Here is a 25437-nt window from a genome sequence, read left to right on the forward strand (position 1 = left end):
GCGGGGCGGGCGGCGGGGGCGGGGCGGGGGGCCGGGGCGCGGGGACGCGCCCGGGGGCGGCGGGGCGGACGGCGCGGGCGGCCGGGCCGCCCCGCCCGCGTCGTGGCGGTGGGGGTGGGCGACGACGACGAGGTGCTGCTCGACGTCGTCGGGGCGCTGGACGTCGTCGGTGCGCTGGACGTCGTCGGTGCGGTCGACGTCGTCGGGGCGGTCGACGTCGTCGGGGCGCTGGACGTCGTCGGTGCGCTGGATGTCGTCGGTGCGGTCGACGTCGTCGGGGTGCTGTCGTCACCGCCGGTCGCGGGGGTCGAGGGCTGCTGCGCCACGAGCTCCGGCGCCGGCCCGCCCTTGGGCGGATCGGTGTTGATGGAGTCGCAGTCGATGTCGTGGTGACCCACCTGGAACTGGGTCATCATGTCGTGGTCCTCGTGGCTGAGGTTGTGGCAGTGGATCATGTAGCGCCCCTCCTCGTGCTCGAAGCGCATGAGCAGGCGCACGGTCTCGCCCTCGCCGACGTAGACGACGTCCTTCGGCCCGAGCTCCTCCGGACGGGGCGGCCGGCCGTTGCGGCTGAGCACCTGGAAGTCGACGAGGTGGACGTGCAGCGGGTGGAACCAGCCTCCGGAGCTGTTCTCCACCTCCCAGATCTCGACCGCGTTCGGTGCCGGGTTGCAGAAGACCTGCTCGTAGTTGCTGCGGACGACGTCCTCCCACGTCTTCCCGTTGATGACCCACATGCCGTTGGTGCGCTCCAGCCGCAGCCGACGGGTCGCGGTGGACATCGCCGGGGTCAGGTCCATGCAGGGGTGGCCCGTCCCGAAGTCCGCCGGCACGCTGTTGCCCGCGGTGCTGGTGACGCTGCGGCCCACGGTGAACTGCATGACCTTGCCGGTGTGGTCGAAGTCGCGGGCGTTCTTCACTCCGAGGTTGAGCAGCTGCACCGTCGTCCCGGCCAGGCCGGCGAAGTCGATGACGATCTCGTAGCGCTCGGCCATGCCCACGGTCATCTGGGTGACCGTCTGCGGCCGGCGCATGAACCCGCCGTCGGTGGCGATGACCTGGAAGGGCTTGCCGTTGCTCAGCCGCAGGCGGTAGCCACGGGCGAGCGAGCCGTTGAGCACCCGGAACCGGTACTTGCGCGGCTCCACCTGCATGTTCGGCCACGGCACGCCGTTGACCAGGATGACGTCGCCGTAGACGCCGGAGTGGCCTTCGTCGTCCCACTTGAGCTGCCCGCTCGAGGTGAACGCGACGTCGCTGATGATCAGCGGCACCTCGTACTGGGCCGGGTGCGCGGTCGGCAGGGCCGGGTTGAACCGCGGGATCCCGAGCTGCTGCTCGAGGGCGTCGTCCACGATGTGGTACTGGGCGGCCAGACCCATGTAGACGTTCTCGGCGGTGTGGTGCACGCCGTGGTCGTGGTACCAGATCGTCCGGGGGGTGCAGTTGTTCGGGTACTGGTAGTTCTTCCACTCGCCGGGGTGGCTCAGGTCGCCGGCGTAGCCGTCGTACTGCGGCTTGGACGGTGACCCGTGCAGGTGGGTCGAGGTCCACGGGACGTACCGCAGCGTCGGGTGGGTCGCCGGAAGGGCGTTGATCTGCTGCATGACGACCCGGCGCGGCTTGCCCCCGCTGCGGTGGGTGCGGATGGTCGGGCCCGGGACCAGCCCGTTGTAGCCCCACATCTTCGTGCGGACGCCGGAGATGAACGTGGCCTCGCACGGCATCTGCGTGATGCGGTAGTAGTCCGTGCCGGCGTACTCGCCGCCGGGGATGGGGGCGCCGTCGGCCGGGTTCTTCCCGTAGGTGTTGCCGGGGACGTCGTCACGGGCCGTGGGGGCCAGCACCGGGGGCGCGGCGAACGGCGCGGCGTAGGGCCGGGGCAGCCGCCGCTCGTCGAGGTCGGAGGCGTCCTTGGCGGCCAGCGTCGCCTGCAGCGGCAGCGCGGCCACCGCCGTCCCGGCGAGGCCGATCTTCAGGACGTCCCGCCGGTTCAGGCTGACGGTCTCCATGTCACACCTCGCTGAGGGCGCGCTCTCACTGCGGTCGGGAGAGACCCTGCCGGGGGCGGGCCCGGCCGGTGCAGCCGTCAGGAGGGGGGAGGCGGCTCCCCGCAAGTTGGGGGAATCACGTGATCACGGTGCGTGTCCGGGCGGGGCCGGACCCGCCCGCGGTGGAGCCGGAGGTCAGCCGGGACGTCCTCCGGCGACTCCTCCGGGAGAGCCGCCGGACCCGTCCTCGAGCCACGCGCCGGCCCGGCCGGGGTCGCGGCGCAGGATCTCGTCGATCAGCAGCTCCCGGAACCGCGTTGCTCCCGGTGTCGCGCCGTCGGAGCGCCCGTCTGCGGCCCGCGCGGTCCGCCACTCGTCGAGCAGCGCGTCCTCGGGGAGCAGCCGCAGCATCTCGCGCAGCGAGTCCTCGTCCGCGGACGCCGGCCGGCCGGGCGCCAGGGGCGGGTCCCCGGCCGGCGGCTGGCTGACCCAGTGCACCGCGAAGGAGGTGCCGGCCACGAGGCCGAGACCGACGATGACGCCGGCCCAGTGCCCGAAGACCACCGTTCCGGCGATGGCCGCGGGCAGGCAGGCCAGGTAGGTGCCCGCCACCGCCGGGTGGGGGAACGGGGGGAGGTCGTTCGGGACGTGGTGCAGCCACGCCACGATCGCGCCGCCCGTGGCGGCGAGGACGGCGCCGATGAGGAGCGACGGCGCCGGCGAGGCAACGGCGCCGGCCGCGGCCAGCAGTCCGTAGGACCCCAGGGCGGCGGCGCGCGCTCCGCGCCGGAGCCACTGCCACGCGGCCTGCCACGGCTGCTGCTGGAGGGCGGATGCGCTCATCCGCTGCTCCGTCCGCCGGCGGGAGCGGCGACGGTGCGGGCGGTGCCGCTGAGCTCGTGGCTGGAGCCGGGGATCTGAGTGGGCACGATGCTCCCCTCTCGGACGTCGGTCTCCCGGGCCTACCCACGCCGTCCTCGCCCGGGGCGCCGGGCCGGGACTCGTCACGAGACCGCAAAGCTGGCCGGGGCGCGCGGTGGTCCAGGCGGTGCACCGACACGGGATCGCAAGGCCGGCGCCCGCCGACCGCAAGGTCCCGGGCGGACCGTGGAGGGTGTCCCTGGGGGACCGACGTCCGGCGGACCGCCGGCGCGCCCCCGTCCCCGAGCTCCCCGTCGCCGGGACGAGCACCTCGCCGAACCGGCCGGGGACCTCCCGACCCCTGGAGCTCCGCATGCTCCGCACGACCGCCGTCGTCCTGTACCTCTGCCTGGTCGTCGCCGTCACCGGCACCTGGGTCACCGGACAGTTCTGGGTCAGCGTGGTGGCGACGGCCGGCGTGCTGGTGTCCGGCGCCGTGGCGCTGAGCCTCTCCCGCTGGACGGCCGACGACGAGGCGGGTGACACCGCCGAGGTGCACCACCTCGTCCCGCCCCACGGGTCGCCCCGCTCGGCGGCCTACCGGGAGGGCGCCGGCGGGCTCGGCCGGGCCGCCTGAGATCGGCTCCCCCGCGGTCCGGGGGCGGGCACGCCGGGGCGTGCCCGCTCAGGAGCCGGGGGGCCACCGGCCGGCCAGGGCCTCGTCGAGGTCCGTGCGCCAGGACCGGATCTCCGTCGCGCCGATCGCGGTGGACTCGCGGGCGACGCCGGCGACCCGGTCCATCAGCTGCCGCAGGTCGGTGGACAGCCGCTCCCGCGGTGCCCGCCAGGCCACCTCGCGCAGCAGCGCGGCGATCCGCCGCAGGACGGCGGGCTGCCCGGAGGCGTACTGGATCGGCTCGTCGAGGCCGAGTTCGAGCAGCTCCCGGTGTCCCCACTGCGGCACGACCAGCCTGAGCTCTCCGTCCCCGTCGTGGTGCCGGCGCGCGCGTGCCGGCCGTGACACCAGCTCGCCGAGGATGGCGGACACGTGCGAGAGCGCGTGCACGGCGGTGGTGGGGTCGTTGATGCCGGGGGACAGGGCGCGTCCGGCGATGTCGACCACCTTGCGCAGGCTGTACGCCACGTCCCGGTCCGGCTCGCGCTCGTAGGCGAGGCGCACCCCTCGCTGCACGGCCCGCTCGAGCCCGGACAGGTCCTCGGCGGGCGAGCCGGGCCGCTGCCACGCATGGGCGACCGGCGTCCCCTCGACCACGGAGTCACCGACCCGCGGGACGAGCTGGAGGACCACGCCGGCGTCGCGGGCAGCGGCCACGAGCGACTCCTCGTCCACGGCGACGACGAAACCGCTGCCGCGCGCCGTCAGCACCGCGGGGGTCCCGGTGGGCCCGGAGGCGGTCCCCGGCGGCTCCTCGTCCGCGTCGGCGGGCAGCGCGCGTGCCCAGGTGGCGCGCCCCTCGTCGTGGACGTCGCGCAGCATGGTCTCCACCCGCAACGAGCGCGCGAGGTGCCCGAGGAAGAGGACGAGCGCCGCGACGCTGCCCAGGGTGGCCAGGTACGCGAGGCTGATCGACAGCCGGGGGACGAAGGCGTCCTCGCCGTCGGTCGCCTCGGCGGTCCGCACCGTGCGCAGCACCGTGAGCGCGTAGACGAACGTGCCGATCAGCTGCGCCAGCGTGTACTTCACGACGCGGTCGCTGGCGAAGGTCTGCAGCAGCCGCGGCGAGTACTGGCTGCTGCCGAGCTGCAGCGCGACGACCGTGAGCGAGAACGTCAGGCCGGTGACCGAGATGAGCGAGCCGGCGATGGCGGCCAGGAGGTCCCGAGCCGCGGCCGGCCCACCGCCGAAGACGAAGGCCAGCGGGTGCCCGGGGTCCCCGGAGTCGACGGCCTCGTCGAGCCGCGGCATGAGGACGCCCAGGACGACCGCCACGGTGACCGCCAGCAGGGGCACCGGCCAGAGCGAACCGCGCAGGAGGGCCAGCACCCGCGAGCCGAGCCGCCGGACGGCTCTCATCTCGTTCCGCCGCCCGTCAGCCGGACGACGATGAGCCCGCGGACCCGCCCGACCGAGCCCACCTCGGCACCTCCCGTCCGGGACCCGGCGCGGGTGCGCGAGTCGACGTCACACAGCCGGTCGCAGGGCCGGCCGTCCACCGGTTGCCCCGTCCGTGCCGCCCGCACACCCACGGCACCCGCGTCGCGACGTCACGGGCATCGTCCGGTGGAACGCGGCGGCGACGTGCCCGACGTCGACGCGGCGCGGAGCGGCCCGGGCGCCGGAACGGTCAGCGCGCCGGCGCCGGGGCGACCGGGGGCGCGACCAGCAGCAGCTCCCCGCCGTCCGCGCTCACGGAGCGACGGAGCGCCTCGAGCTCGTCCCAGCCCGCGGCCTCGGTGGTGCGCACGTCCCCGAGGTCCACCAGCACCACGTCGTGACCGCTGCGCCGCAGCGACTCGACGGTGCCGCGCAGCAGGTCGGCGCCCTGCACGGTCAGGTCCCCGCTGACCCGCACCGACCCGCGCCGGCAGTCGACCACCTCGCTCATGGAGCGGCGGCCGGGGGAGCGGGTGACCAGGGCGCTGTCCATGCGGCCAGCCTGGCAGGGACCGGGTCGGCCGGGCAGTCGCGTGCGGTACTCGTCACGGGACCGCAAAGATCATGACGGCGGGGCGACGACCAGGGGGGTGAAGTCGTCGGCCCGCAGCGGCGACGTGGTCAGCTCGCCCGAGGGCAGCGGGGCCTCGAGCGGCTCGCCCTCGCTGCTCAGCAGCACCCCGTCGACGCCGGGCAGGCTGGTGGCGGTCAGGACGATCTGCGCCACGGCCAGCCGGCCCTGCAGGCCCGACGGCGCCTCGCCCGGGCTCGACAGGTCGATCGTCACGACGTCGCCGTCCACCTCGGCCACCGAGAGCTCCGCCCCCGGCGGGATGGCCGTGGTCAGCTCGTCGTCCCGCTCGTCGCCCGTCGGCCCGGCGGTGAGCTGGCGGAGCAGCTCGGCCAGCCGGCCGCCGAGGCTCCCGCGGCCGACCTCCCGGCCGGTGGCGACGAGCACGTCCTCGGGGGTCACCAGGTAGACCCGGGGCTGGTCGCCCACCGGGGCGACCGGCGTCGGCGCCTCCGTGGTGGGGGTGGCGGAGAGGAGCCCGTAGGGGACCTCGGAGGGCTCCAGCTCCTCGGGCGAGCCGCCGGTGCTGACGCCGCAGCCGGCCAGGGCCAGGACGAGGACGAGGACCGCGGTGGCGGCGAACCGGGCCGTCACGGCCGGACCGCCGGGATCGACAGGGTCATCCGCGCCCCGCCGCACGGGCTGGCCGAGCACCAGGCGGACCCGCCGTGCCGGGCCGCGGTCTCGGCCACGATGGCCAGTCCCAGCCCGGCTCCCGGCAGCGATCCGCGCGCGGCCCGGGGCGCGCGGACGAACCGCTCGAAGACCCGCTCGCGGTCCTCGGGCGGCACTCCGGGACCTGAGTCGTCCACGGTCAGCACCACGGTGTCCTCCCGGAGTTCGACGCCGACGCGGCGGGCCCCGCCACCGTGGCGGTCGGCGTTGTCGAGCAGGTTGCGGACCGCCCGCTCCAGCCCGCGCTTGTCCCCGGCGACGACCGTCCGCTCGTCGGCCTCGGCGTCCAGCAGCTCGACCGGGCGCCCGGTGGCCGCCAGCAGCTCGCGCACCAGCTGGGCGAGGGCGACAGGGGGCCGGTCGCGCGGCGCCGCGCCGTCGTCCAGCCGGGCCAGCTCCAGGAGGTCGTCGAGCGTCGTGCGGAAGGCGGCCAGCTGCCGTTCGACGAGCTCGAGGGCCTGCCGCGAGCGCGGGCTCAGCTCGTCACCCCGGCTGGCCAGCACCTCGACGCTGGTCACGAGGCTGGTGAGCGGGCTGCGCAGCTCGTGGCTCACGTCGCCGACGAAGCGGGCGTCCCGCTCGATGCGCGCGGCCAGGGCGTCGACCATGGTGTTGAAGCTGCCGACGATGGCCACGAGGTCGGGGTCGTCGGTGGGCGGCAGCCGGGTGCTCACCTCCCCCCCGGCGATGCGCGTGGCGGCGCCGGCGACCTGGTCCAGCGGCTGCACCACGCGCCTGCTGGCCCACACCCCGAACCCGGCACCGGCGGCGGTCGCCGTCAGGGCGCCCGCGGCGAGGACGACGGCCAGCGTGTGGAGCACCGACTGGAGCTCGCCGAGCGGGGCGATCTCGTAGAACTCCAGGCCGGTGTCGCCGAGCGGGATCCCGACCACGAGCCGCGGCCCGCCGGCCGAGTCCGCGCGGATCCGGCCGGCGGACCCCGAGGTGACCAGTTCCTGCAGCTCGACCGGGACGTCGCGGGCACCGACGTCGAGGCTGGAGGAGTACCAGGACCCGTTGCTGCGGACGACGATGTCGGAGGCCCCGGACGGCAGCTGCGACAGCACGTCGGCGATCTCGGTCCCGGACGTCGCCAGACGGCTGCGCACCCGGTCGGCGTCGACGAAGGCCGCCCGGGTGACCGCGTCCTCCCGCTGCTCCAGCAGGTACCCGCGGGCCAGCACGAACGTCGTCACCACCAGGACGGCCGAGACGAGCAGCGCGCCGGCGGCGAAGGCGAGGACGATGCGGGCGCGCAGGCCCCGGCGCCCGCGCAGCCTCACTGGGGGTCCAGGCGGTAGCCCAGACCCCGGACGGTGAGCACCAGCCGCGGCGAGCTCGGGTCGAGCTCCACCTTCGTGCGCAGCCGGCGGATGTGGACGTCGACGATCCGCTCGTCGCCGAAGTAGTCGTGCTGCCACACCCGCTCGAGCAGGTCCTGGCGGCTGAGGACCCGCCCGGGCACCGAGGCCAGCTCGCACAGCAGGCGGAACTCGGTGACGGTCAGCGGCAGCTGCTCGTCCCCCCGGTGGACCGTTCCGCCGTGCGGGCGCAGGACCAGCGGCGCGTCCCCGTGCCGATCGAGGACCACCTCCTCGGGCCCGGGCCCGGAGCCGCCCTCCGGGCGGGCCGCCCCGGACCGCCGCCGCAGCGCGCGCAGGCGGGCGGTGATCTCCTTGACGTGGAAGGGCTTGGTCACGTAGTCGTCGGCCCCGGCCTCCAGCGCGGCGACGATGTCGTGGGTGTCCGCGCGGGCGCTGACCACGATGATCGGCAGGTCGTGCCGGCGCCGGACGTGGCGGATGACGCCGAAGCCGTCCATCCGGCCGAGCATGAGGTCCAGCAGCATCACGTCCGGCGCGCCGGCGTCGACCAGCGTGCAGGCGTCCTCCCCGCTGACCGCCTCGGCCACGGTGTAGCCCTCGTCCTCCAGGGCCCAGCGCAGCGGCGTGCGGATGGAGTCGTCGTCCTCGACGACCAGCAGACGGGGGGACACGACGCTCCATGATGCCACCGCGGCGGTCCCGTCATGTCCCCGGCGGCGCACCGTCACCGGATCGCAAACGTCCGGACGCGGGGATCGCAATGTCACCTGACGAAGCTCGACCGCACACCGCAGTCGCGACGACGTCCAGGGGGAACGCATGAGCAGCACGGGCGTCGGGGACCGGACGATGGTGGACGACGAGGTCGTCGTCCAGCTCGACGACGAGCTGATGGCCGACGGGTTCGCCGACGTCCGGTGGCTGCTGCACGACGCGCTGATCGCCGGTGCCCGGAGGATCGTCGTGGACCTCAGCGGGGTGCAGTCGCTGGGCAGCCCGGCCCTGGCGAGCTTCCTGTGGGCGCACCGCAGGTGCCGGGCCCGCGGCGGGTCGGTCGTGCTCCGGGGCGCCGACCGGCGCACCCGGGACATGGTGCACCGCACCGGGCTCTGGCGGGTGCTGGACCTGCAGAGCGGACCGGTGCGCGGGTCCCGGCGGGGGTCAGCGGTGCGGCGGCGGGACCTGTGACACGGCGGCGACGGGGGAGTACCCGCGCCGCTCCCGGTGGGAGTACAGCTCCTGCCGCTCCGGCAGGCCGTGGCCGCCCGGGCAGCTCAGCGTGCTGACCTCGCCCACGTACACCGACGACTGCAGCCCGCTGTGGAAGTGGATGCCGGCCTGCTGCACCAGCCGGCGGTCGCACCGGGGGCAGTGGAGGTTGTGCGGGGACTCGATCCAGACGTCGGTCATGACGTCGAGGTTGCGGTGCGGTCGGCGTCGGCGGGAACCCCGGGCCCGGTTCTCCGCGACACCGTCACGAGATCTCCACACGGGTGCGACGCGCGTGACGATCCGTTGACGACTCGTCCCGCTCCGTGGCGCAGCGCGATGACCGGACGCCGTGCCCGGCATCGTCCGGGGCGACCACGACGTGAAGGAGATCCGGATGTGCTGCTCGCGCGCTGCCCACCCCGACCGGCGCAGCCGGTTCTGCACCGGGTGCGGCCGGCGGCTCCTGCCGCCGGTCACCGGCCGGCCGGGTGGACGGGTGGTCCCGCCCTCGCCGCCCCGGCGGTGAGCTCGGGGGACTCCGGGCGGTGGCACGCCGCGGCGCCGCCGCGCGGACATGACGGGTCGGTGTCGACTCCGCCCGGCCCGTGGCGGCCGGACAGCAGAGGGTAGTGCCGGGATGCCTCGCGTCGTCCGGGGCATCTCGACGGGGAGAGACGAGGAGGAGCAGGTCTCATGGAGCTCACGAGCCTCGTCACGGCTGCGGCCATCGGGTTGGTGACCGGGACCTCCGGGTGGTTCCTCCTGCCGGAGGGCAGGAGGGGGTACCTCTGGCCGGTGCTGGTGACCGCGGTGGGTGCGGCGCTGGCCGGCACGCTCGTCGCGGCTGCCGCAGGCGTCGCGCGCACGCCGGGTGTCGACTGGCTGGAGCTGAGCGCCCAGCTGGGCTTCGCGGTGGTGGGGGTGGCCGTCTACGCCCGGCTGACGGGACGGCGGACCAGTCGCAGCGGCACGAGGAGGACCCGGTGACCTGGCCCGTCGTCCTGCTGACGGCGGCGGCCGTGCTCGCGACGGCCGGGGCGCTCGCCCCCCGCCCGGACGCCGGGACCCTGCCCGAGGAGGCACGGGCGCGGCGGTCGATCCTGGGCTTCGGCCTGCTGGCGGTGGCCGTGGGCCTGGCCGCGTTCGGCGGCGGGCTGCTGGGAGCGGGCGGCTCGGGTCCCGAGCAGGTACGCGCGCTCGCCGGCGCGGCCCTGGTGGTCGCCGTCCCGCTGGCCGCCGTCGCACTGGTCCGGTGGCTGCACGAGGCCCGGGCTGCCCGCAGGTCCCGGGCCGACCGGTGACGACCCGGTCGCTCCGCCCTCCCCGCGCATCGGGGCGGTCGATCGGCCGAGTGAGCTGACCAGGTCCTGGCAGGCCTCGAGCACCGCTCGGGTGAGCGTCGCGTCGTAGCCCGTGTGCCGGGAGAGCACCCGGCCGGTCGCGTCGCAGACGTCGGCGCAGGCGGCGTTCCTGCGGATGCAGGTCCTGAGCTCGTCGACCGACTCGGCGTGGTGGTCCTCCCGCGCCGGCCCGGCCGTCACCGATCCGTCCCGCCCGGGTGCGGTTCAGGGCGCCGGGGCGGGTACGGGGGGCACGGCCCGAGACAGCGGGCCGGGACGCGGGGGAGGAGTCCGCACATGGCCGCCACCGACCGGATCGCCGGGAGCGCCGTCCCCGGTCGATGCCGCCGGCTGTGACCGCGCGGGCACGGGCGACCACGTGCTGATCGACCTCCTGCTCACCGCGGCGGGAGCGCTCGGCATCGCGGTCGCGGCGCTGTCGGGCCGGCTCCGGCGCTGGCCGGTCTCCGAGCCCGTGCTCGCGCTCGCGGTCGGCGTCGTGCTCGGTCCCGCGCTGACGGGCGTGCTCGACGTCCCCCCGCTCACCGCGGACAGCACGTGGCTGCACACGGCTGCCCGGCTGCTGCTCGCGGTGTCGGTCATGTCGGTCGCGCTGCGCTACCCGGTGCGGGAGGTGCGGGCCCGGCTGCGTCCGGTCCTCCTCCTGCTGGCGGTCGCGATGCCCGCGATGGGCGTCGTCACGGCCGGGCTCGCCGCCGTGACCCTGGGCGTGGGAGTGGGCGCGGCCGCCCTGCTCGGCGCCGCGCTGTCCCCGACCGATCCGGTGCTGGCCTCCAGCGTCGTCACCGGCGGGCCGGCCGAGGAGGACCTCCCTGCCCGGGACCGCCAGGTGCTGTCCCTGGAGTCCGGAGCCAACGACGGGCTGGCGCTGCCGCTGGTGCTGCTGGCCGTCGCGCTGGCCGGTCCCCTGGGCGTCGGGGCGGCTCTCGCCGAGTCGCTGTGGCAGGTGGCCGGGGCGACGGGTCTGGGTCTCGCCCTGGGGTGGTTGGGGGCCCGGGCGCTGCGGGCGGGGGAGCGGCACGGCTCCACCGACACCGGTGCGCGGCTGCTGTTCACCGTGGTGCTCGCCTTCGCCGTCCTCGGGGTCTCCGGCCTGGTGCACGTCGACGGCATCCTCGCGGTGTTCGTCGCCGGCCTGGCGTACAACCACGTGGCCACCGGTGCCGACCGGACCGACGACGTGCCGATCGACGAGGCGGTCAACCGCTTCCTCGTCCTCCCGCTGTTCGTGGCGCTCGGCGTCGTGCTGCCCTGGGAGGCGTGGGCCGACCTCGGGTGGCGCGGCCCGGCGCTCGCCGTCGGCGTCCTGCTGCTGCGCCGGCTGCCGGTCGTGTGGCTGCTCCGCCGGCCGTTGCGGCTCGGCCGGCCCGACGCCGTGTTCCTCGGGTGGTTCGGGCCGGTCGGGGTGTCGGCGCTGTTCTACCTGGCCATGGAGCACGAACGGCTGGCACCGGACCCGGTGGTGCTCGCGGCCGGGAGCCTCGTCGTCGCCGCCAGCACCGTGGTGCACGGCATCTCCTCTGCTCCGGGCCGGGTGCTGTACCGCCGCGCGACCGCAGCCGCGGCGCAGCAGACCGATTGAGGAAGGGTTCCCTCCATGTGGTTCGACTCGTGGTCCGACCTGGGCCGCATCCTCGCCGTCGGGACGAGCGCCTACGTGACGGTGGTCGTCGTCCTCCGGCTGACGGGCAAGCGCACGCTGTCCAAGCTCAACGCCTTCGACCTGGTGGTCACGGTGGCGCTGGGGTCGGTGCTCGCGACGATCCTGCTGAGCGGGGACGTGTCGTGGAGCGAGGGCGCGCTGGCGCTCGGTCTGCTCGCCGCCGCCCAGCTGGTCGTCGCGTGGGTCACCGTGCGCCGGCCCGGCATGCGATCGGCGGTGACCTCCCGGCCGCGCCTGCTCCTCACCGACGGCGCGCCGCTGCCCGAGGCGCTCCGCGGGGAGCGGGTGTCGATGGACGAGATCCGCCAGGCGGTGCGCGCCAGCGGCTCCGGGGACCTGTCCACCGTGGCCGCCGTCGTCCTCGAGAGCGACGGGTCCCTCAGCGTGCTCTCCCGCGACCAGCTCGGTGACGGGTCGGCGCTGGACGGCGTGGAGGGCGTGCGGACCGCCGAGGGCTGACCACGTCCGACGGCGCCATCGCTGCGGACACCGGGTGGGGCGGGTGGGGCTCGAACCCACGACCCAGGGATTATGAGTCCGGTGGGCCACGTATCGACGCTGATCCCTCATGACCGGCCGGGGCCGTTCCCGCACGTCAGACGCTTGCCGCAATCCGCACGTGTTCGCCTCTGCCTTTGCGGCACTTGGGCGTTCGTGCCCACCGTGTGCCCACCCCACCCTCGTCAGGGTGGCGTCCGCGGCCGACACGGGGTCAGGGCGGCCTGGCGCCGGACGTCGTCGAGGTGGACCGGTTCTATGCGACGACGGCGCTGCCGTACGAGCACCGCGAACGAGTGGCCGCCGGCCTCCGCGACCAGCTGCCGCAGGGGCTCGGGCGTCGCATCACGCCGGGCGGGTCAACGTTCAAGATGACCGTCGCGACGACATCACCCGAGAGGCATGGCCGGCCGAGGCATGTGTGCTGGCCGACGACGTCGCTGCGTCCGGGCTCGCCGTGAGCGGCGCGGCTGGCGACTCTATGCTCGGCCGTCATGCGACCGGTCGACCTGCCTGCCGAGGCGGTTGTCATCCGGTTCACCCCGGTGAGGCCTGACCGGGTGCTCGTGAAGGCGAACCAGGAGCATCGCTTCGTGGGCGCCTACGGACTGTCCGTGTTTGCGAGCGCCCCTCGTTTGGGTGAAGACACGGACACGGTCGTCCGAAGACTGTTGGAGGCGGCGCAGCTCGATGGAGTGAACCCTGCCACCAACAAGAACTACTACATCTGCAGCACAGCTGCGGCACTGCGGGATCTTGGGTTCTCGTTCTACAAGTACGAGGAGCACGAAGAGCCCAATGAGCCGCCCGAGCACTACTCTGTTGACCTGGGCTCCGACGGAGCTGGACCCACCGTAGATGCGGTGATCAGCTTCCTCGGAGCCTTCGAGACGAGAAGGTGGACCACGCCGTGATGAGGATCGAGATCGACCTGAACGTGCGCGTCCGTGGTAGCGGGACGTACGCCGGTTTCGAGGACGTCGTCGACGCTGCCCCCACCGACCTCCAGCCAGGCGACGAGGTCGAGGTCTTCGAGTCAGAAGCCGACCTGGTCGGACGCGGCCACGTCACTGCGATCGACGTCGAACGCCAACTCGTGTACCTCTCTGTCGACTGGGCGTCGCTGCGCCCGCCGGCCCAGCACACAACGGTCGTTCCGATCACCTACGTGCGCCGTTGGTACAACGGCGCCCTGCAGCCCGAACGTGATGTCGCAACGAGCACCGTCGGTGGTCCCACCTTCAAGAACGTTGAAGCGGCCACCGAGGTCCTGACGCACAGCCACGAGCAGCCGCTGCAGGCCGTCTGACCGTGGGAAGCATTGCTCAAGACGCTCACGCAGTCCTCCTCCTCGCCGACTACATCGGCTTGGACAGCGGCGGCAAGCTCAACCTCATGGGTGCCGGCTTTGGTGTCGCCGGGTGGCAAGCCGGCCAGACGGCACCGATGTACCTCGCCGTGATGATCGACGTGCCTGGGCGCCATGCTGGCGAGCAGTTCACCTGGTCAGTCGAGCTTCGTGACGTCGAGGCAGACCAGCTTGTCGTGCTTCCGGGGCCGACCGGACAGGGCGAGCCGGTGCGTTTCGCGCAAGCTGTTGTTGCGGAGCGGCCGACGTCTCCGGGGCTGGCACTGCCACCTGACCTCCCTGGCCGGGTGCAGATGCAGTTCGCCTTTCCCAACGGGATGCCGTTGACCCCTGGCCGGCGCTACCGATGGCGGCTTGCAATCGACAACACGTTTCGCAAGAACTGGGTAGCCAACTTCTACGTCCCAGAACCGCCGGCTCCGCCGGTCTATGGGGGTCCGAACGGGCCGGGCGCAATCGAGGGCGTGGAGCAAGTCCCAGAGGAAGAAGACCCGCTGGAAGAGCTCTAAGGGCCGGCAGCCGCACGCCACCAGCGGCGTAGCGACGTGCTTTGCGGGGCCCCTCGCCTGTCCCGTCGACGAAGCCTCGCGAGACCTGCAAGATGTGACCACACAGCGCCCAGCAGCCGCATTAGCCCTGCTCAGGCGGGGCGCCGGGTAATGGCTAATTCCGCAGGCTCTCTCATGACGCTCGGGCTTCAACTGTCCATGTTCGAACTGCGCGACGTATGGCCGGGCGCGGCCCTGCCCGTTACGCCTCACCTCGATCCTGGGCCTTCTTCCCAGCAGCCGCGAGACCCACCAGTCCAACGACTGCCGCGGCGTACGGCGTTGCGTCCTTCGTGCCTTGGATCGCTTGGGCGCCCTTCTCCACAATGGGCCCGAGCTGCCTCGCCGACCACGAGCGGGGCTCGGCTTGGATCTCGAGGAGCTCGTGGAAGTCATCGACTCCGCTCGCTACGAGGTTGCCTGCCTGAACTACTTCCAAGGACTTTTTCCAATTCCAGACCAACTTCGCATTTGCTTTGCCGACAGCCACGTCCATACGGTCCAGCAGTTGCGCAGTGCGTTCTAGGAACAGTTCTAGTCGGCTCTGGCGAGCTGCCTTCAGCCCGAGACGATGGCGGTCCAACTCGTCCGGCGACGCGTCCGAAACACGGTCGAGCTCCAAGTCGGCGATCGCGTCTTGTAGTTGGAAGCAACGAGCGAGAACCGCAAGCCAGACACGCACCTCGGACCCGGCTTCCTTGGCCGTCTTGGCGATATCGCCAACTTTCGACTTCCGCTCCAGCTTCTCGGCGAGGTCCCTGAGTTGACGCGAGGCGTACGCCTGCGTTTCCAGGATCGTCGTGGAGGTGCTCTCCACTTTCGACCATGTGATCTCCGAGACCCTGCCCACTGATTCCCGGACGCTCATTGCCTCCCGGATCGCGAGGTCGACTCCGTCAGTGCGTGCGAGCACCTGGTTCTTCTGGGCGCGGCGAACGTCATCGAGCTTCTCGTCGATCTTCGCGAGGTAGTCGGTGATCTCCGCCATGGCCTCCCGGCTCGCGACCTGCGCCATAAGGCCTGCTACGCCGGATAGCACCGCCGGGTTGGTGACTAGTGACCCCAGGCGTTGTTCTGTCTGGAGCCAGTTCTGAACCTTTCCGGGTATCCCCACCATGACGTGGCTGACCCCAGGCGTCTTGGTCTCGATGAGCCCGTGATCCTTGACGAGTCGAGCGGACTCCTCAGTCAGCCTGATCCAGCGGCCCGAGTTCTCGGCGATTTCCGAAGCTGCCTGTGTGGCGTCGGATGCCATGGCGAGCAGGGCCTCAAGACGTCGCAGATTGAGCTGCCGTGACGAGGCCAAGAGTCCCTTCGACTTGAGAAACGCCTCGACGGCCGTCTCGGCGCCGATGATCGCCACACCGTCGCCGTCGCTGATCAGCTGAATCTCGTTGTCCATCGTCGCTTCCTGGGTTGGGCTCTCGTGGTCAGGGGCCTCGAATGACCTCGGCGGGCCGGACAGGTCTTGGTGGCGTGCCGCGCCCCAAGCCGCCTACTCCCGTTCGAATCCAGCCTGCTCGAACCGCAGCGTGCCGGCGTTCTCCGACACTGTGCGGACGACGTCGTCGCTGAAGCCCTCCGCCTTCGTCGCGGAGATCTCCAGACGAACCTCCAGTTGAGCGCCGGCGGCGGTGAGTCGTTGGAGCACCTCGTCGACGACGACGGCGAAGTCCTTGCCGTACTTCTGGGGGTCTAGCTGGTGCACGCCGAAGAAGCGGGTCTTCGGCGCGGGGGTGGAGCCGGGCGCCTGGCCGGTGGTACCCCACGTCCCTGTTCCTGTGCCAGTCCCGGACTGGCCGGTCGGAGTCCCATCGGTCCGCGGCGTTTCGGTGTCCGCCTCCAGCGTCCGCTCGGCTTCGTCCTTGGCCCGCTGCGCCAGCGCAGCCGCCGGCTGCACCAGCAAGGTCGTGCCTGTCACCGCGAGCGGCACGGAGTCGCCCGGCAGCCGCAGGTCGACGAAGCGGCCGGCCGACTCGTCGAACCCGGCGGCCAGCGCGAAGGTCGAGTGCTCCCAGCCGAGCGGCTCATTCAAGGTTTGCGCGATCCCGGCCTCCAGCACTCGGCGGTCGGTCAGCCGGGTCAGGTACGGGTACTGCGCGAACAGGTCCCACAGGGCTGCGACGCTGACGTGCCCCGCCTCCCAAGCCGCGGGCATCCGGTTCAGCTGCATCCGGATGACCGCTGGCGCCACCTCGTCGGCGAGCTCGCTCTCGCGGTGCAGCTTGGACAGCGCCCGGTCGAGCACGGAGCTGGCCGAGGCATCCGCGCGCAACGCCGACACCGTCCACGGCTCACCGGGCTGCTGGGTGGGCACGATCAGCCAGGTGTAGCCGTCCAGCAGGCGGGAGGTGACGGTGCCGTCGGCCTGCTTCGCACGATCGCGGGCCTGATTGGCCTGGGCGATGCTCAGCCCGAGCTGCTCTGCCTGCTCGGCGACGAACAGCCAGCCCAGGTAGTCGCGGACGGCGCGGTCGAGATCGTCGGCGCGCGCGCTGTCGAGGGCCAGCAGTGCCAGCTGGTTGCGCCGCACCCGCGCGCCGCCGGCCCGGTTGTCCACGACGGCGTGGGCCGCGGTGACGGCGGCGTTCGCCGTCGGCGACTTGCGCTCGTAGACGTGTTGCGGCGGCAGGACAACGAGCCGGAACTCGTCGCTGTCGGGCACCTCGGCCGGGTCGGCGGTCAGGTGCACGGCCGGTCGCCCCTCGCGGGCCCGGCGGACGGCGTCGAGCCGACGCAGCACCTCTGCCGCGACGTCCTCCGGGTGCAGTCCGGCCGCATGGTCTCGCGCGGTCCGCGAGGTGTTGGCCTGGGTGTCGTACCAGTACAGGGACTGGTTCGTGTACAGGTAGGTGGCCTGGTCGGCGAGCTGATTGAGCGCCGAGTGGAAGTTCCCCGGCACGTCGCCGGGCACGGCCGTGCCGAGGAACACCCGCCGGCGGTCGATGCCCTTGTTCGCCGTGTGCAGCGTCGGGGTGGCGCCGAGAAAGATGGCTCGGGCCAGCCGCTGGGTGACCAGCCGGCTGCCCAGCAGGGCCTTGTTCGCCTCGTCCACCTGCCGCGGCACGGACTGCGGGCCGTCGACGTCGGCGTCGACGACGCTCTTCCACTGGTCCTCGACGTACTGGGTGATCTCGGTGACCACCCCGTCGTCGGACAGCGGCACCGAGCCGGGCAGGATCAGGGGCGCGGTGTCGCCGGCCCGCCATAGCGCGCCGACGACCGTGTTCATGAGCCGCAGCACGCCGCGGGTGCGCTGGAACCGGTCGAGGGTTGACCAGTCCTCGTAGAGCCGGTCGAACAGCTCTGGGTGTACCGGGTAGGAGCGGCGGATCCGATCGATGTAGGCGTTGTCGATTGCAGTGCCCGGGAACTCTGCCGAGTGCTTGCGGTAGAACTCGACGAACTGCTTGGCGGTGGCGCTGATGTGCGCGAGCGCCTCGGGGGAGGGGCGCTCGAAGAGCCGTTGCCGCACAATCTCGAACGCCTCATCGGCCGAGGCGGCGCGCCACTGGCTGGCCACCCGGCGGACGGCGTTCTGCAGCCGACGCAGCGCCAGCCGGCCGTTTTCGCCGCCGACCTCCTCGTCGATGACGCCTGTGTTGTCGTCCTCACTGTCCGGTGAGGCCGGGATGGAGATGACAACGAGGACGCCGGGCGTGCCGCTGGCCGCCTCCGTGAGCGTCTGGGCGAAGGTGAACTGGGTCTCAAAGGTGCCGCCGACGAGCTTGTCGTCGTCCCGGCCGACCAACTGCCGGGCGTAGGCCACCCACTCGTCGATGAGGATCACCGCAGGTGCGTGCTCGGCGAGCAGCTCGTGGAGCGCCGTGCCGGGGTTGGTGCCGGTGGCGTCGGCGTCCGCGACGCGGGCGTATCCGGCCGCGCCGCCGAGCTGCCAGGCCAGCTCGCCCCACAGCGTGTGCACCCGGGTGCCGTCGGGCTTTGTGCGCACCTGTCCGGCGGCGAGGTGGTTGCCGACGATCGCTGCGCGGCTCACGCCGGCGGGCAGGCCGGGATCACCGACGAGCTCCTGCACCTCCTGCGGCAGCCGGTCGACCGGGGTGCCGGAGAACAGGTGCCACAGCGAGAGCATCGAGTGCGTCTTGCCGCCACCGAACGTTGTCTGCAGGTTCACCACGGGAGAGGCGTTGGCGTCGCCGCGGATCCGTCGGGCGGCGCCACCGAGCAGGTCTCGCAGGCCGTCGGTGAGGAAGGTTCGGTTGAAGAACTGGACGGGGTCGCCGTACTCGCCCTCGGCCTGGCCGGTCGCCACTCGGTGTAGGTCGGCGGCGAATTCAGCGGCCTGGAAGTTGCCAGCCGCGACGTCGCGGTGCGGCTGGAGCACCTCCCGCCACGGCTTGAGCCCTTCTGCGCCGACGGTGCTCATCGCGGTGACCACACGGCGGTCCTGGCTTTCGGAGGACAGCCGGCGCAACTCCATGCGGTCATCGCGAACGGCATCTGCGTCGGCGGGCGCGCCGATCGCGCGCAAGAACCGCTCGGCGGTGTCCAGCGCCCGATAGGCGTCGTCGGCCGAGAACGGCTTCATGTGCGCCCACTGGTTGCGGGTGTCGCGCAGCTCCTCGGCCAGGCTCTTCTCCGACCGGGACAGCTTCTCGTCGAACGGGTACCAGCCCGGCTGAAGCGCGTGCCCGACGTTCTCTGTCAGCATCCGCAGCTGCGCCTGGACGTCGCCGCGGTCGTAGGTCTTGCCGGTGATGCCCTTCTTTGCGTCGCGGGCGGCGAGCAGGGCGGTCCAGTTCTGCCCCTCGGGGACGGCTTGGGCTACGGCAGAGGCGACGAACTCGTCGAGGGCCTCGGCGAGCCGCTCGAAGGCGCGGCCGACCCGGTCGCGGTTGCTGGTGGCCATCAGTACTCGTCCTCGGCGTTCTGATCGATCTCGAGCTGGGCGGCGGCCGCGATCGAGCTGCCGGTGGCGGCCTCGGCGATCTCGTTCCAGGCGGCGGCGAGGGTGTTGAAGGCGACTGCGTCGGCGGTCTGCTTGCGCTGCTCGGCGATACGGAACAGCAGGTAGGCCAACTCCTTGGCTAGTGCTAGGTCGACCACCCCAGGCACCGCCCGGTACGTCGCAGCGGCGGCCGGCACCCCGCCGTCGGCCAGCACCCGTGACAGGTGCAGCACAACCTCCCAGACAGTGAGGTGCGGATCGGTGGCTGGATCCCAATCGGCCGACAGGTCGCCCGAGGCGAGCAACCGGACTACACCGCCATGCGCGGTGAGGACGCCGGACCGACTGAGCCGCCCGAGCGATGCGCCCCGGCCGTTGGCCATGTTCTCCGCGTCGCCGAATTTGCCAGGGCCAAAGCCATTCTGCCGGAACCAGGTCAGCGAAAACCGGGTGTCGGCGTCGAAGTCACCCTCCTGCTCGTTGAGCACCTCGTCGAGCAAAGCGTTGATCTGCTGCAGCGCCTCTCGCACCGGCATGGGCCGACCGTCGTTGCCGAGGACGGCGGCGTACCGGGTGAACACAGCCATGCCAGGGCCAATCGCCGCTTGAGGCAAGTCGACGGGCGCCACCGCGCCCTGCTGCAGCTCTCGCAGGGCGTCGGGCAGCTCGATGCGGAGAGCGGCAAGAAATCCTCGCCGGTCGGTGGTCGGGGCGTCCGTCGGTCGGGGACGGAGCGCGAGCACGATAGACGACGCAAGCGCATTGCTGTCGATGCTTCGCATCCGGTTGCCAAGCTCGCTCCGCAATGGCCAAGTAGCCGTGATGGCCCAACCCGCCCGGATCATTGATCCGAGCAGGGTTTCCCACCCGGTCGACGACTCGCCGGCGATCTCCGACTCGGACTGCTTGAAGGCGTAGTACACAGTGACCGGGAAATCTGGGTGGGCGTTTTCCCGCGCGTTGGCGAAGACCTCCTCAAAGCCGGATTCAAAGAAGCTCTTCGCGTGCTCCTTGCCGCCCTGACGATAGGGGTTGGCGATCAACTCATCGGACTTTGGTGTGAGCACTGTGGAAAACAGCCCGGGGTGGATGGCTCGCAGCGACCTGCGCATCCAGACGTAGAAGAAGTCGGACAAGTCGGCGTAGCCGATGTTGTCGTAGTACGGCGGGTCGGTTGAGAGGACCCGACCCTTGTAGTCGGCGTGTTGGGCGCCCACGGCGGCCGCGCTTCCGCAGCCCATGGTCGGCAAGCGATCGATTGCGCGCGCTACCCAGTCGACATCCTCGAGGAAACCGCCGGAGGACGATGCGAAATTGTTAGCTTCGGCGAACTCCCAGGTCATGGAAATAGCCTGTCGAGCAAAGACGCCTCTGACGGCCTCCATCTTAGTGCTACTGTCCCACGAGCAAATCGAGGACGACTTATTCGTCAGGCGACTGACGGTAAATGCGAGGCAGGTAGCGATCGCATCGGCGTACGCAGCGGCTCCCGCGCCGCCTCCTTCGAGGGGCTCACCCTCGGGCATGTTCGCATCAATCGCATGGGCGTGGACCTGCTCCCTGACTTCGCTAACCAGATCGCTGAAGGTCGTTAGGGCAGTGAGCTGACGCGGACTGAACAGATCGGAGTAAAGCTCGAAACCGTAACCCTGTACTCGAAACCCGAGTGCCTGCTCAGGAAGAGGTCCGTTTGGCGAAGAATCTGGCTTGGCTACTTGGGCGGCCTGCTCTTGCTGTGGCGTAGGCGCCAAGTAGTGGCGCTTGCGGCGCCCCTCTGCCACAACTGCCATGAGTTGCGCGCCAATCTCCTTGGCCTTGCCCGCGTTCCGAATATGCTGAAGCGGTACCGCCGTCCCGCACGAGATGCAGCGCGCGCCGGTACGGCGGACGGTTCCATCGTTCGCTGCTGTCGGCGCCTTCTGTGGGTCATGTCCGATGGTGAACCGCACCCGCCCCCGCTCGACGATCGGAACGACGTAGGCCTCTTTACCCTTCTTCTTGCCCAGCCACCAACTACTGGTCAGGGGCATCGCAATGCGGCACGCCGGGTTGGGACAGGTCACGGTCCGCGCCCAGATCCAGGCAATGACCCGCGTTGTCGTTCCGTCGGACAGTTCGGCGTCGGGGTAAAGGTGGCCGATCCGCTTCTGGGCCTCCTCGCGCATCCAGTCGCCGTAACGGCGGACGTCCTCCGCCAGTCCGGTCGCTCGTGGCCAGTCGCCCAACCGCGAGTCGGCGGCCCCTGGAAAGACGGGTGGCTGGTCAGCGAACCTTGGCGGAATCTCGATCAGTGCCTTGTTGATTAGGGCGGCGACTGGGTTGAGATCGGAGGCGCGCGCCTCGAGGCCGAGCCGCTGGGCCTCGAGCGGGATGGAGCCACCGCCCGCGAACGGGTCTATCACCGGCGGCGGGTTGCCTCCGGTATCGCGCAGGATCTCCTCGTGAGCACGGGCGAAGAGCTTCTCGTCCCCGGTGTTATCCCAGGCAACCAGCTTCTCAATCAGCCGGTGCAGCCGGTCCCGTTCGGCGGTCACCCAGGCCTCACGGGCCTCGGCGTCCGGGATGGCCAGGGCTTCCGGCCGGCACGAGGGATCGTCGACCAGTTGGGCGAATAGCACTGCCCGGGCAGTGGCCAGCGGTTTGCGGGACCACCAGAGATGCAAGGTTGAGGGGTGGCCGTGCCTGATCGACTTCTCCCGGGCGGATTCGGCGTTGATCTTCTCCAGTGGGAGCGAGACCTCGATCAGCTTGCGGCGGGGTAGTGCAGACACGGCTAGACGTCCTGACGAGCGGAGAGACAAGGAACGGGGAGGTCAGTGCGGCGGCGAACCGCGGGCCCACATCGCGGCCCAGTCGCCGCGGATGCCGGTGGCCGCGAAGCCCCCGAGGTCGGTGGTGGCGAACGGGTCGTCCACGTAGCGGACCTCGTCACGGGCTGGGTCGTCCGGATCGACGCAGACCAGCGCCAGCCGATAGTGCGGGGCGGCGGTCTTGCCGCGGAGTACCTCGGTGTAGGTCACGAAGAAGTCTGACGCCCCGGCGATCCGACCCTTGACCTCAATAAAAACTAGGTGTCCGTCGGGCGTGAGCGACTCGATGTCGTAGCCGGGGTTGTTGCGCGACTTCTCCGTGGGGCACCGGCCGAGCGTCAGCTCGGCGGTAAGCACGGCATCTACCGCGCGCCGCTCGGTGAACGAGGTGTCCACCGCCGTCGCCGCCGGCACCTCGGCCGCGGGCAGCAGGCCGGCAGGAAGCACGAGTACCGCGGTGAGCACCCGCGGCGGCCGGGCTGCTAGATGCGCCTCGTCATCGAGCTGGGCCAGCCGGCCCTCCAGCCGCACCTCCAGCTCCTCGGCCCAGCGGCGGGCGCGCTCCGGCGTCATCCGCACGCTGCGCCCGGCGGCGACCTCCCCAGCCAGCCGCACCGCCTGGGCCGACCAATGGTTGACCTGCTGCAGCAGCCGGGCCTCGACCTGGGCGCGAGTGCGGGCGACCAGCGGCAGCACCCGGGCAGCGACGTCGGCCCGGTGCTCAGGCTGGCTGTGCTCCGCGGCCCATCCCAGCGCGAGCTGCTCAACGCCGGTGCTCAGCCAGCTCTCGGCGAGCACGTGATCTGCGGCGGGGCGCCCGCCCGACGGCAGCGGCTGCAGGTCAAGGTACGGCGCCGGCCCGGCAAGCTGAGCGGACCCGGCGGCGGTCAACGTGACGAAGCCGAACCGCTTGCTCACCGGCATCCCCGTGCCGTCGACGATCTCCTCGGCGAGCGCCACGAGGAGCCGCGGCACCACGCCGTCGTCCGTGGGGTCTACCAGTACCGCGCCCCTGCGCAGCGCCTCGGCGTGCCGGTGGAGCGTCTCGGCGACGACGGCGTCCATAAGCGGGTGGCCGGGAGCGAGCAGGTCGGCCCGAGGCGGGCCCTCCAGGTGCGCCGGGTCGAACGCGACCCGGGAGTATCGGGGAGCGAGCGGTACCCGGCCGTGCATGGCCGCGGCCCGCTGGCGCAGCACGGCGGGGATGTGTGTGACCTCGTCCCGGCCCGCCTCACGCCGGGCAATGCGGCCGCCCAGCCGGATGAAGGCGTCGCGGAAGAACATCTCCACGAAGTGGGGCTGTAACCGACGTGCCCGCGCACGCTCCATCGACAGCCGCAGCTCTTCTAGGTCGGCCGCGCCGAGCACCTCATCGTGCAGCGCCCGCTCGGCCAGCAGCTCGGCCAGACCCTCGGCCACCTGCGCGTCGACGACGTGCTCCAGTCGAGCGCGCACCTCCGGCCGCTCGCCGTAGCGGATTGCCTCGACCAGCAGGTCGCGGAGGGGGACGTTGCTGAACGCTGTCCCCAGGACGTCGAAGATGCGCCGCTCGTAGGCGGCGCGCTGCTGTTCGATCTTGTCCAGCAGGCGGGTGAAGACCTGGCCCTCGCGGGTGTCGGCGGCGACGAGGTTCCACAGCCGGCACACCTCGGTCTGCCCGATGCGGTGGATGCGGCCGAACCGCTGCTCGATGCGGTTGGGGTTCCACGGCAGGTCGTAGTTGACCATCAGGTGCGCGGCCTGCAGGTTGAGCCCCTCACCGGCGGCGTCGGTGGCGACTAGCACCGAGCAACGGGGGTCGTGGGTAAATCGCTCGCGGATCTCCCGACGCTCCTCGCGGCGGGTACCGCCGGAGATGGCGACGACGGCAGACGGATCGCCCAGCAGCTCGCCGATGCGTCGCTGCAGGTAGGCGAGCGTGTCGCGGTGCTCGGTGAAGACGATCAGCTTGCGCCGGTCGCCGTCCTGCCCCGTCAGCACCTCGTCGGTCAACAGCGTGCGCAGCTCGGCCCACTTGCGGTCCTCCCCGGCCGCGCGCACCCGCGCGGCGAGTTCTTCCAGCTCGGCGAGGAGAGCGATCTCGACGTCCAGCTCGGCGCGAGTGCGGGCAGCTGTGGCCGCGTCAGTGACGTCGTCCTCCAGCTCCTCGAGTTCCTCGGCGCCGAGGTCGTCCTCCTCCGCCCGCTCCAGGTCTACCCGGCGCCACACCGTCCGGTCGGTCTCGTCACGCCGTGCCTCGAGCCGCGCGCGGCGGCGTTGCAGCGAGCGCCAGATCGCTTCGGGGCTCGACGCCAGCCGGCGCTGCAGCACGGTGAGGGCGAAGCCAACCGTCCGGGTGCGCCCATCGGTGGCATCGAGCTGTGCGGCGCGGTCCCACTCGTTGCGCACGTACTCGGTGACGCGCTCGTAGAGCTCCTGCTCACCTGGACTGAGTTCGTACGGGACGGTCTCGGCGATCCGCTCCGGGAACAGCGGCTTGCCGTCGAAGGTGAGCAGCTGCTCCTTGACCATGCGGCGCATGAGGCCGCTCGTCTCCGCCGTCTCCGCGCCCCGGCCCTCGAACCGGTCGGTATCGAGTAGCTGGAGGAACGCGGCGAAGTCCTCGTCCTTGCCGGCGTGCGGCGTTGCGGTCATCAGCAGCAGGTTGCGGGTGACCCGGCCCAGGAGCTGGCCCAGCCGATAACGGCGAGTGGTGGACAGCTCGGTGCCGTACCAGTGTGCCGACATGCGGTGCGCCTCGTCGACGACGACCAGATCCCACGAGCTCTCGGCCAGCCGGTCGAGCAGGTCATCGTCGCGGGACAGCTGGTCCATGCGCGCTATCAGCAGTGGGTGAGCCTCGAAGACCGAGCCACTGAGCGTGCCGTCGACCATCGGGCGGGACAGCAGCTCGAAGTGCAGGCCGACCTTGCCGGCCAGTTCCTCCTGCCACTGCTCGACGAGACTGCCCGGGGCGACGATCAGGCAGCGTTGGAGGTCGCCGCGCAGCGCGAGTTCCTTCGCGTAGAGCCCTGCCATGATCGTCTTGCCGGCGCCGGGGTCGTCGGCCAGAAGGAAGCGCAGCGGCGAGCGCGGCAACATCTCCTCGTAGACGGCGCGGATCTGGTGCGGCAGCGGCTCAAGGTCGCTTGTGGAGACGGCGAGCATCGGGTCGGAGAGCGCGGCCAGATGCATCCGCTGGGCCTCCGCGGCGAGCCGGAACTCGGCGCCATCGGCATCGAAGGACCAGCGCGGCCCGGCGGTGCGCGTCGACAGTTGGGCCTCGGCGTCCCGACCGAGCAACACCTCGGCGAGCCGACCCCGCGGGTCGCGGTAGGTGAGGGTCAGCGCCGAGGAGCCGTGCCAGCTGACGGCGACGACCGTGACGGGATCCCGGGGCAGGACGCCGTCGACCTGTATGCCTGCAGCCAGGTCCTCCAAGACCATGCCGCGACCTTCCCCGTTCACGGCGACCAACCTATGTCCCGACGCCGAGCAGTTGGCCGTGCGCGCTCCGAACGGGGTTCCTCCGGGGTAGGAGTCGCATCG

At 71.9% G+C, this 25437-nt stretch carries 22 protein-coding genes and 1 pseudogene; 10 read left to right on the top strand and 13 right to left on the bottom strand.

Features of this window, described 5'->3' with window-relative positions:
* On the bottom strand, positions 1-2012 hold a 2012-nt coding region (locus ACK586_RS10170; protein ID WP_409330362.1), incomplete at its 3' end, for a multicopper oxidase domain-containing protein.
* 174 nt (positions 2013-2186) lie between these two features.
* Positions 2187-2834 carry a hypothetical protein gene (locus ACK586_RS10175; protein WP_409330363.1) on the bottom strand — a complete coding sequence of 216 codons (648 nt, stop codon included), beginning with the start codon at positions 2832-2834 and terminating at the stop codon, positions 2187-2189.
* A gap of 391 nt (positions 2835-3225) precedes the next feature.
* On the opposite strand from ACK586_RS10175, the gene ACK586_RS10180 reads away from it, so the two are divergent.
* On the top strand, positions 3226-3489 hold the full coding sequence (locus ACK586_RS10180) for a hypothetical protein (protein ID WP_409330364.1): 264 nt from the start codon (positions 3226-3228) through the stop codon (positions 3487-3489).
* 48 nt (positions 3490-3537) lie between these two features.
* Here the strand turns inward: ACK586_RS10180 and ACK586_RS10185 are convergent, their stop codons facing one another.
* The 5 genes from ACK586_RS10185 to ACK586_RS10205 all read right to left on the bottom strand — a co-directional run bounded on the left by ACK586_RS10185 (position 3538) and on the right by ACK586_RS10205 (position 8210).
* Complete coding sequence (locus tag ACK586_RS10185; RefSeq protein ID WP_409330365.1) at positions 3538-4887, bottom strand: DUF2254 domain-containing protein; 1350 nt, start codon at positions 4885-4887, stop codon at positions 3538-3540.
* A gap of 271 nt (positions 4888-5158) precedes the next feature.
* On the bottom strand, positions 5159-5461 hold the full coding sequence (locus tag ACK586_RS10190; RefSeq protein ID WP_409330366.1) for an STAS domain-containing protein: 303 nt from the start codon (positions 5459-5461) through the stop codon (positions 5159-5161).
* 69 nt (positions 5462-5530) lie between these two features.
* Positions 5531-6133 (bottom strand): GerMN domain-containing protein, encoded by a 603-nt coding sequence (locus ACK586_RS10195; protein WP_409330367.1) that lies wholly within the window; start codon positions 6131-6133, stop codon positions 5531-5533.
* Positions 6130-7497 carry an ATP-binding protein gene (locus ACK586_RS10200; RefSeq protein WP_409330368.1) on the bottom strand — a complete coding sequence of 456 codons (1368 nt, stop codon included), beginning with the start codon at positions 7495-7497 and terminating at the stop codon, positions 6130-6132. Before ACK586_RS10200 ends, ACK586_RS10195 begins: the two co-directional genes overlap by 4 nt.
* Entirely contained in the window at positions 7494-8210 is a 717-nt protein-coding gene (locus tag ACK586_RS10205) for a response regulator (RefSeq protein ID WP_409330369.1), read from the bottom strand. The genes ACK586_RS10200 and ACK586_RS10205 overlap by 4 nt, the downstream gene beginning before the upstream one ends.
* 148 nt (positions 8211-8358) lie before the next feature.
* Here ACK586_RS10205 and ACK586_RS10210 point away from each other — a divergent pair, with 148 nt between their 5' ends.
* Entirely contained in the window at positions 8359-8727 is a 369-nt protein-coding gene (locus tag ACK586_RS10210; RefSeq protein WP_409330370.1) for an STAS domain-containing protein, read from the top strand.
* On the opposite strand, the gene ACK586_RS10215 is transcribed toward ACK586_RS10210, so the two are convergent.
* A complete protein-coding gene (locus ACK586_RS10215; protein WP_409330371.1) occupies positions 8701-8949 on the bottom strand; it encodes a hypothetical protein in 249 nt (82 codons plus the stop codon). The two genes, ACK586_RS10210 and ACK586_RS10215, sit on opposite strands and share 27 nt — an antisense overlap.
* Before the next feature lie 151 nt (positions 8950-9100).
* Between ACK586_RS10215 and ACK586_RS10220 the strand changes: the two genes are divergently transcribed.
* The 3 genes from ACK586_RS10220 (at position 9101) to ACK586_RS10230 (ending at position 10052) form a co-directional block, all read left to right on the top strand.
* On the top strand, positions 9101-9277 hold the full coding sequence (locus ACK586_RS10220; protein WP_409330372.1) for a hypothetical protein: 177 nt from the start codon (positions 9101-9103) through the stop codon (positions 9275-9277).
* Between the two features lie 167 nt (positions 9278-9444).
* The gene (locus ACK586_RS10225) at positions 9445-9738 is read left to right on the top strand and encodes a hypothetical protein (RefSeq protein ID WP_409330373.1); all 294 of its coding nucleotides are present in this window, start codon (positions 9445-9447) and stop codon (positions 9736-9738) included.
* A complete protein-coding gene (locus tag ACK586_RS10230) occupies positions 9735-10052 on the top strand; it encodes a hypothetical protein (RefSeq protein WP_409330374.1) in 318 nt (105 codons plus the stop codon). The genes ACK586_RS10225 and ACK586_RS10230 overlap by 4 nt, the downstream gene beginning before the upstream one ends.
* 72 nt (positions 10053-10124) lie before the next feature.
* Here ACK586_RS10230 and ACK586_RS25645 read toward each other — a convergent pair.
* Positions 10125-10292: pseudogene (locus tag ACK586_RS25645) on the bottom strand (four-helix bundle copper-binding protein); the annotation flags it as partial.
* A gap of 178 nt (positions 10293-10470) precedes the next feature.
* On the opposite strand from ACK586_RS25645, the gene ACK586_RS10235 reads away from it, so the two are divergent.
* From ACK586_RS10235 to ACK586_RS10255, 5 genes are all read left to right on the top strand, one after another.
* The gene (locus tag ACK586_RS10235; RefSeq protein ID WP_409330375.1) at positions 10471-11694 is read left to right on the top strand and encodes a cation:proton antiporter domain-containing protein; all 1224 of its coding nucleotides are present in this window, start codon (positions 10471-10473) and stop codon (positions 11692-11694) included.
* Between the two features lie 15 nt (positions 11695-11709).
* Positions 11710-12234 carry a DUF421 domain-containing protein gene (locus ACK586_RS10240; protein ID WP_409330376.1) on the top strand — a complete coding sequence of 175 codons (525 nt, stop codon included), beginning with the start codon at positions 11710-11712 and terminating at the stop codon, positions 12232-12234.
* A 533-nt stretch (positions 12235-12767) separates the two neighbouring features.
* Entirely contained in the window at positions 12768-13187 is a 420-nt protein-coding gene (locus ACK586_RS10245; RefSeq protein ID WP_409330377.1) for a hypothetical protein, read from the top strand.
* Positions 13187-13582, top strand: coding sequence for a hypothetical protein (locus tag ACK586_RS10250; RefSeq protein ID WP_409330378.1), 396 nt, complete (start codon positions 13187-13189; stop codon positions 13580-13582). The genes ACK586_RS10245 and ACK586_RS10250 overlap by 1 nt, the downstream gene beginning before the upstream one ends.
* 2 nt (positions 13583-13584) lie before the next feature.
* Positions 13585-14151, top strand: coding sequence for a hypothetical protein (locus ACK586_RS10255; RefSeq protein ID WP_409330379.1), 567 nt, complete (start codon positions 13585-13587; stop codon positions 14149-14151).
* Between the two features lie 241 nt (positions 14152-14392).
* Here ACK586_RS10255 and ACK586_RS10260 read toward each other — a convergent pair whose 3' ends face one another.
* From ACK586_RS10260 to ACK586_RS10275, 4 genes are all read right to left on the bottom strand, one after another.
* On the bottom strand, positions 14393-15592 hold the full coding sequence (locus tag ACK586_RS10260; RefSeq protein ID WP_409330380.1) for a hypothetical protein: 1200 nt from the start codon (positions 15590-15592) through the stop codon (positions 14393-14395).
* A gap of 93 nt (positions 15593-15685) precedes the next feature.
* A complete protein-coding gene (locus tag ACK586_RS10265) occupies positions 15686-19060 on the bottom strand; it encodes a Swt1 family HEPN domain-containing protein (RefSeq protein ID WP_409330381.1) in 3375 nt (1124 codons plus the stop codon).
* Positions 19060-21870 (bottom strand): DUF1156 domain-containing protein, encoded by a 2811-nt coding sequence (locus tag ACK586_RS10270; protein ID WP_409330382.1) that lies wholly within the window; start codon positions 21868-21870, stop codon positions 19060-19062. The genes ACK586_RS10265 and ACK586_RS10270 overlap by 1 nt, the downstream gene beginning before the upstream one ends.
* Before the next feature lie 42 nt (positions 21871-21912).
* Positions 21913-25335 (bottom strand): helicase-related protein, encoded by a 3423-nt coding sequence (locus tag ACK586_RS10275; protein WP_409330383.1) that lies wholly within the window; start codon positions 25333-25335, stop codon positions 21913-21915.
* Positions 25336-25437: the final 102 nt, after the last annotated feature.

It is taken from the genome of Trujillonella humicola (assembly GCF_046233715.1).
Lineage (GTDB): Bacteria > Actinomycetota > Actinomycetes > Mycobacteriales > Geodermatophilaceae > Trujillonella > Trujillonella humicola.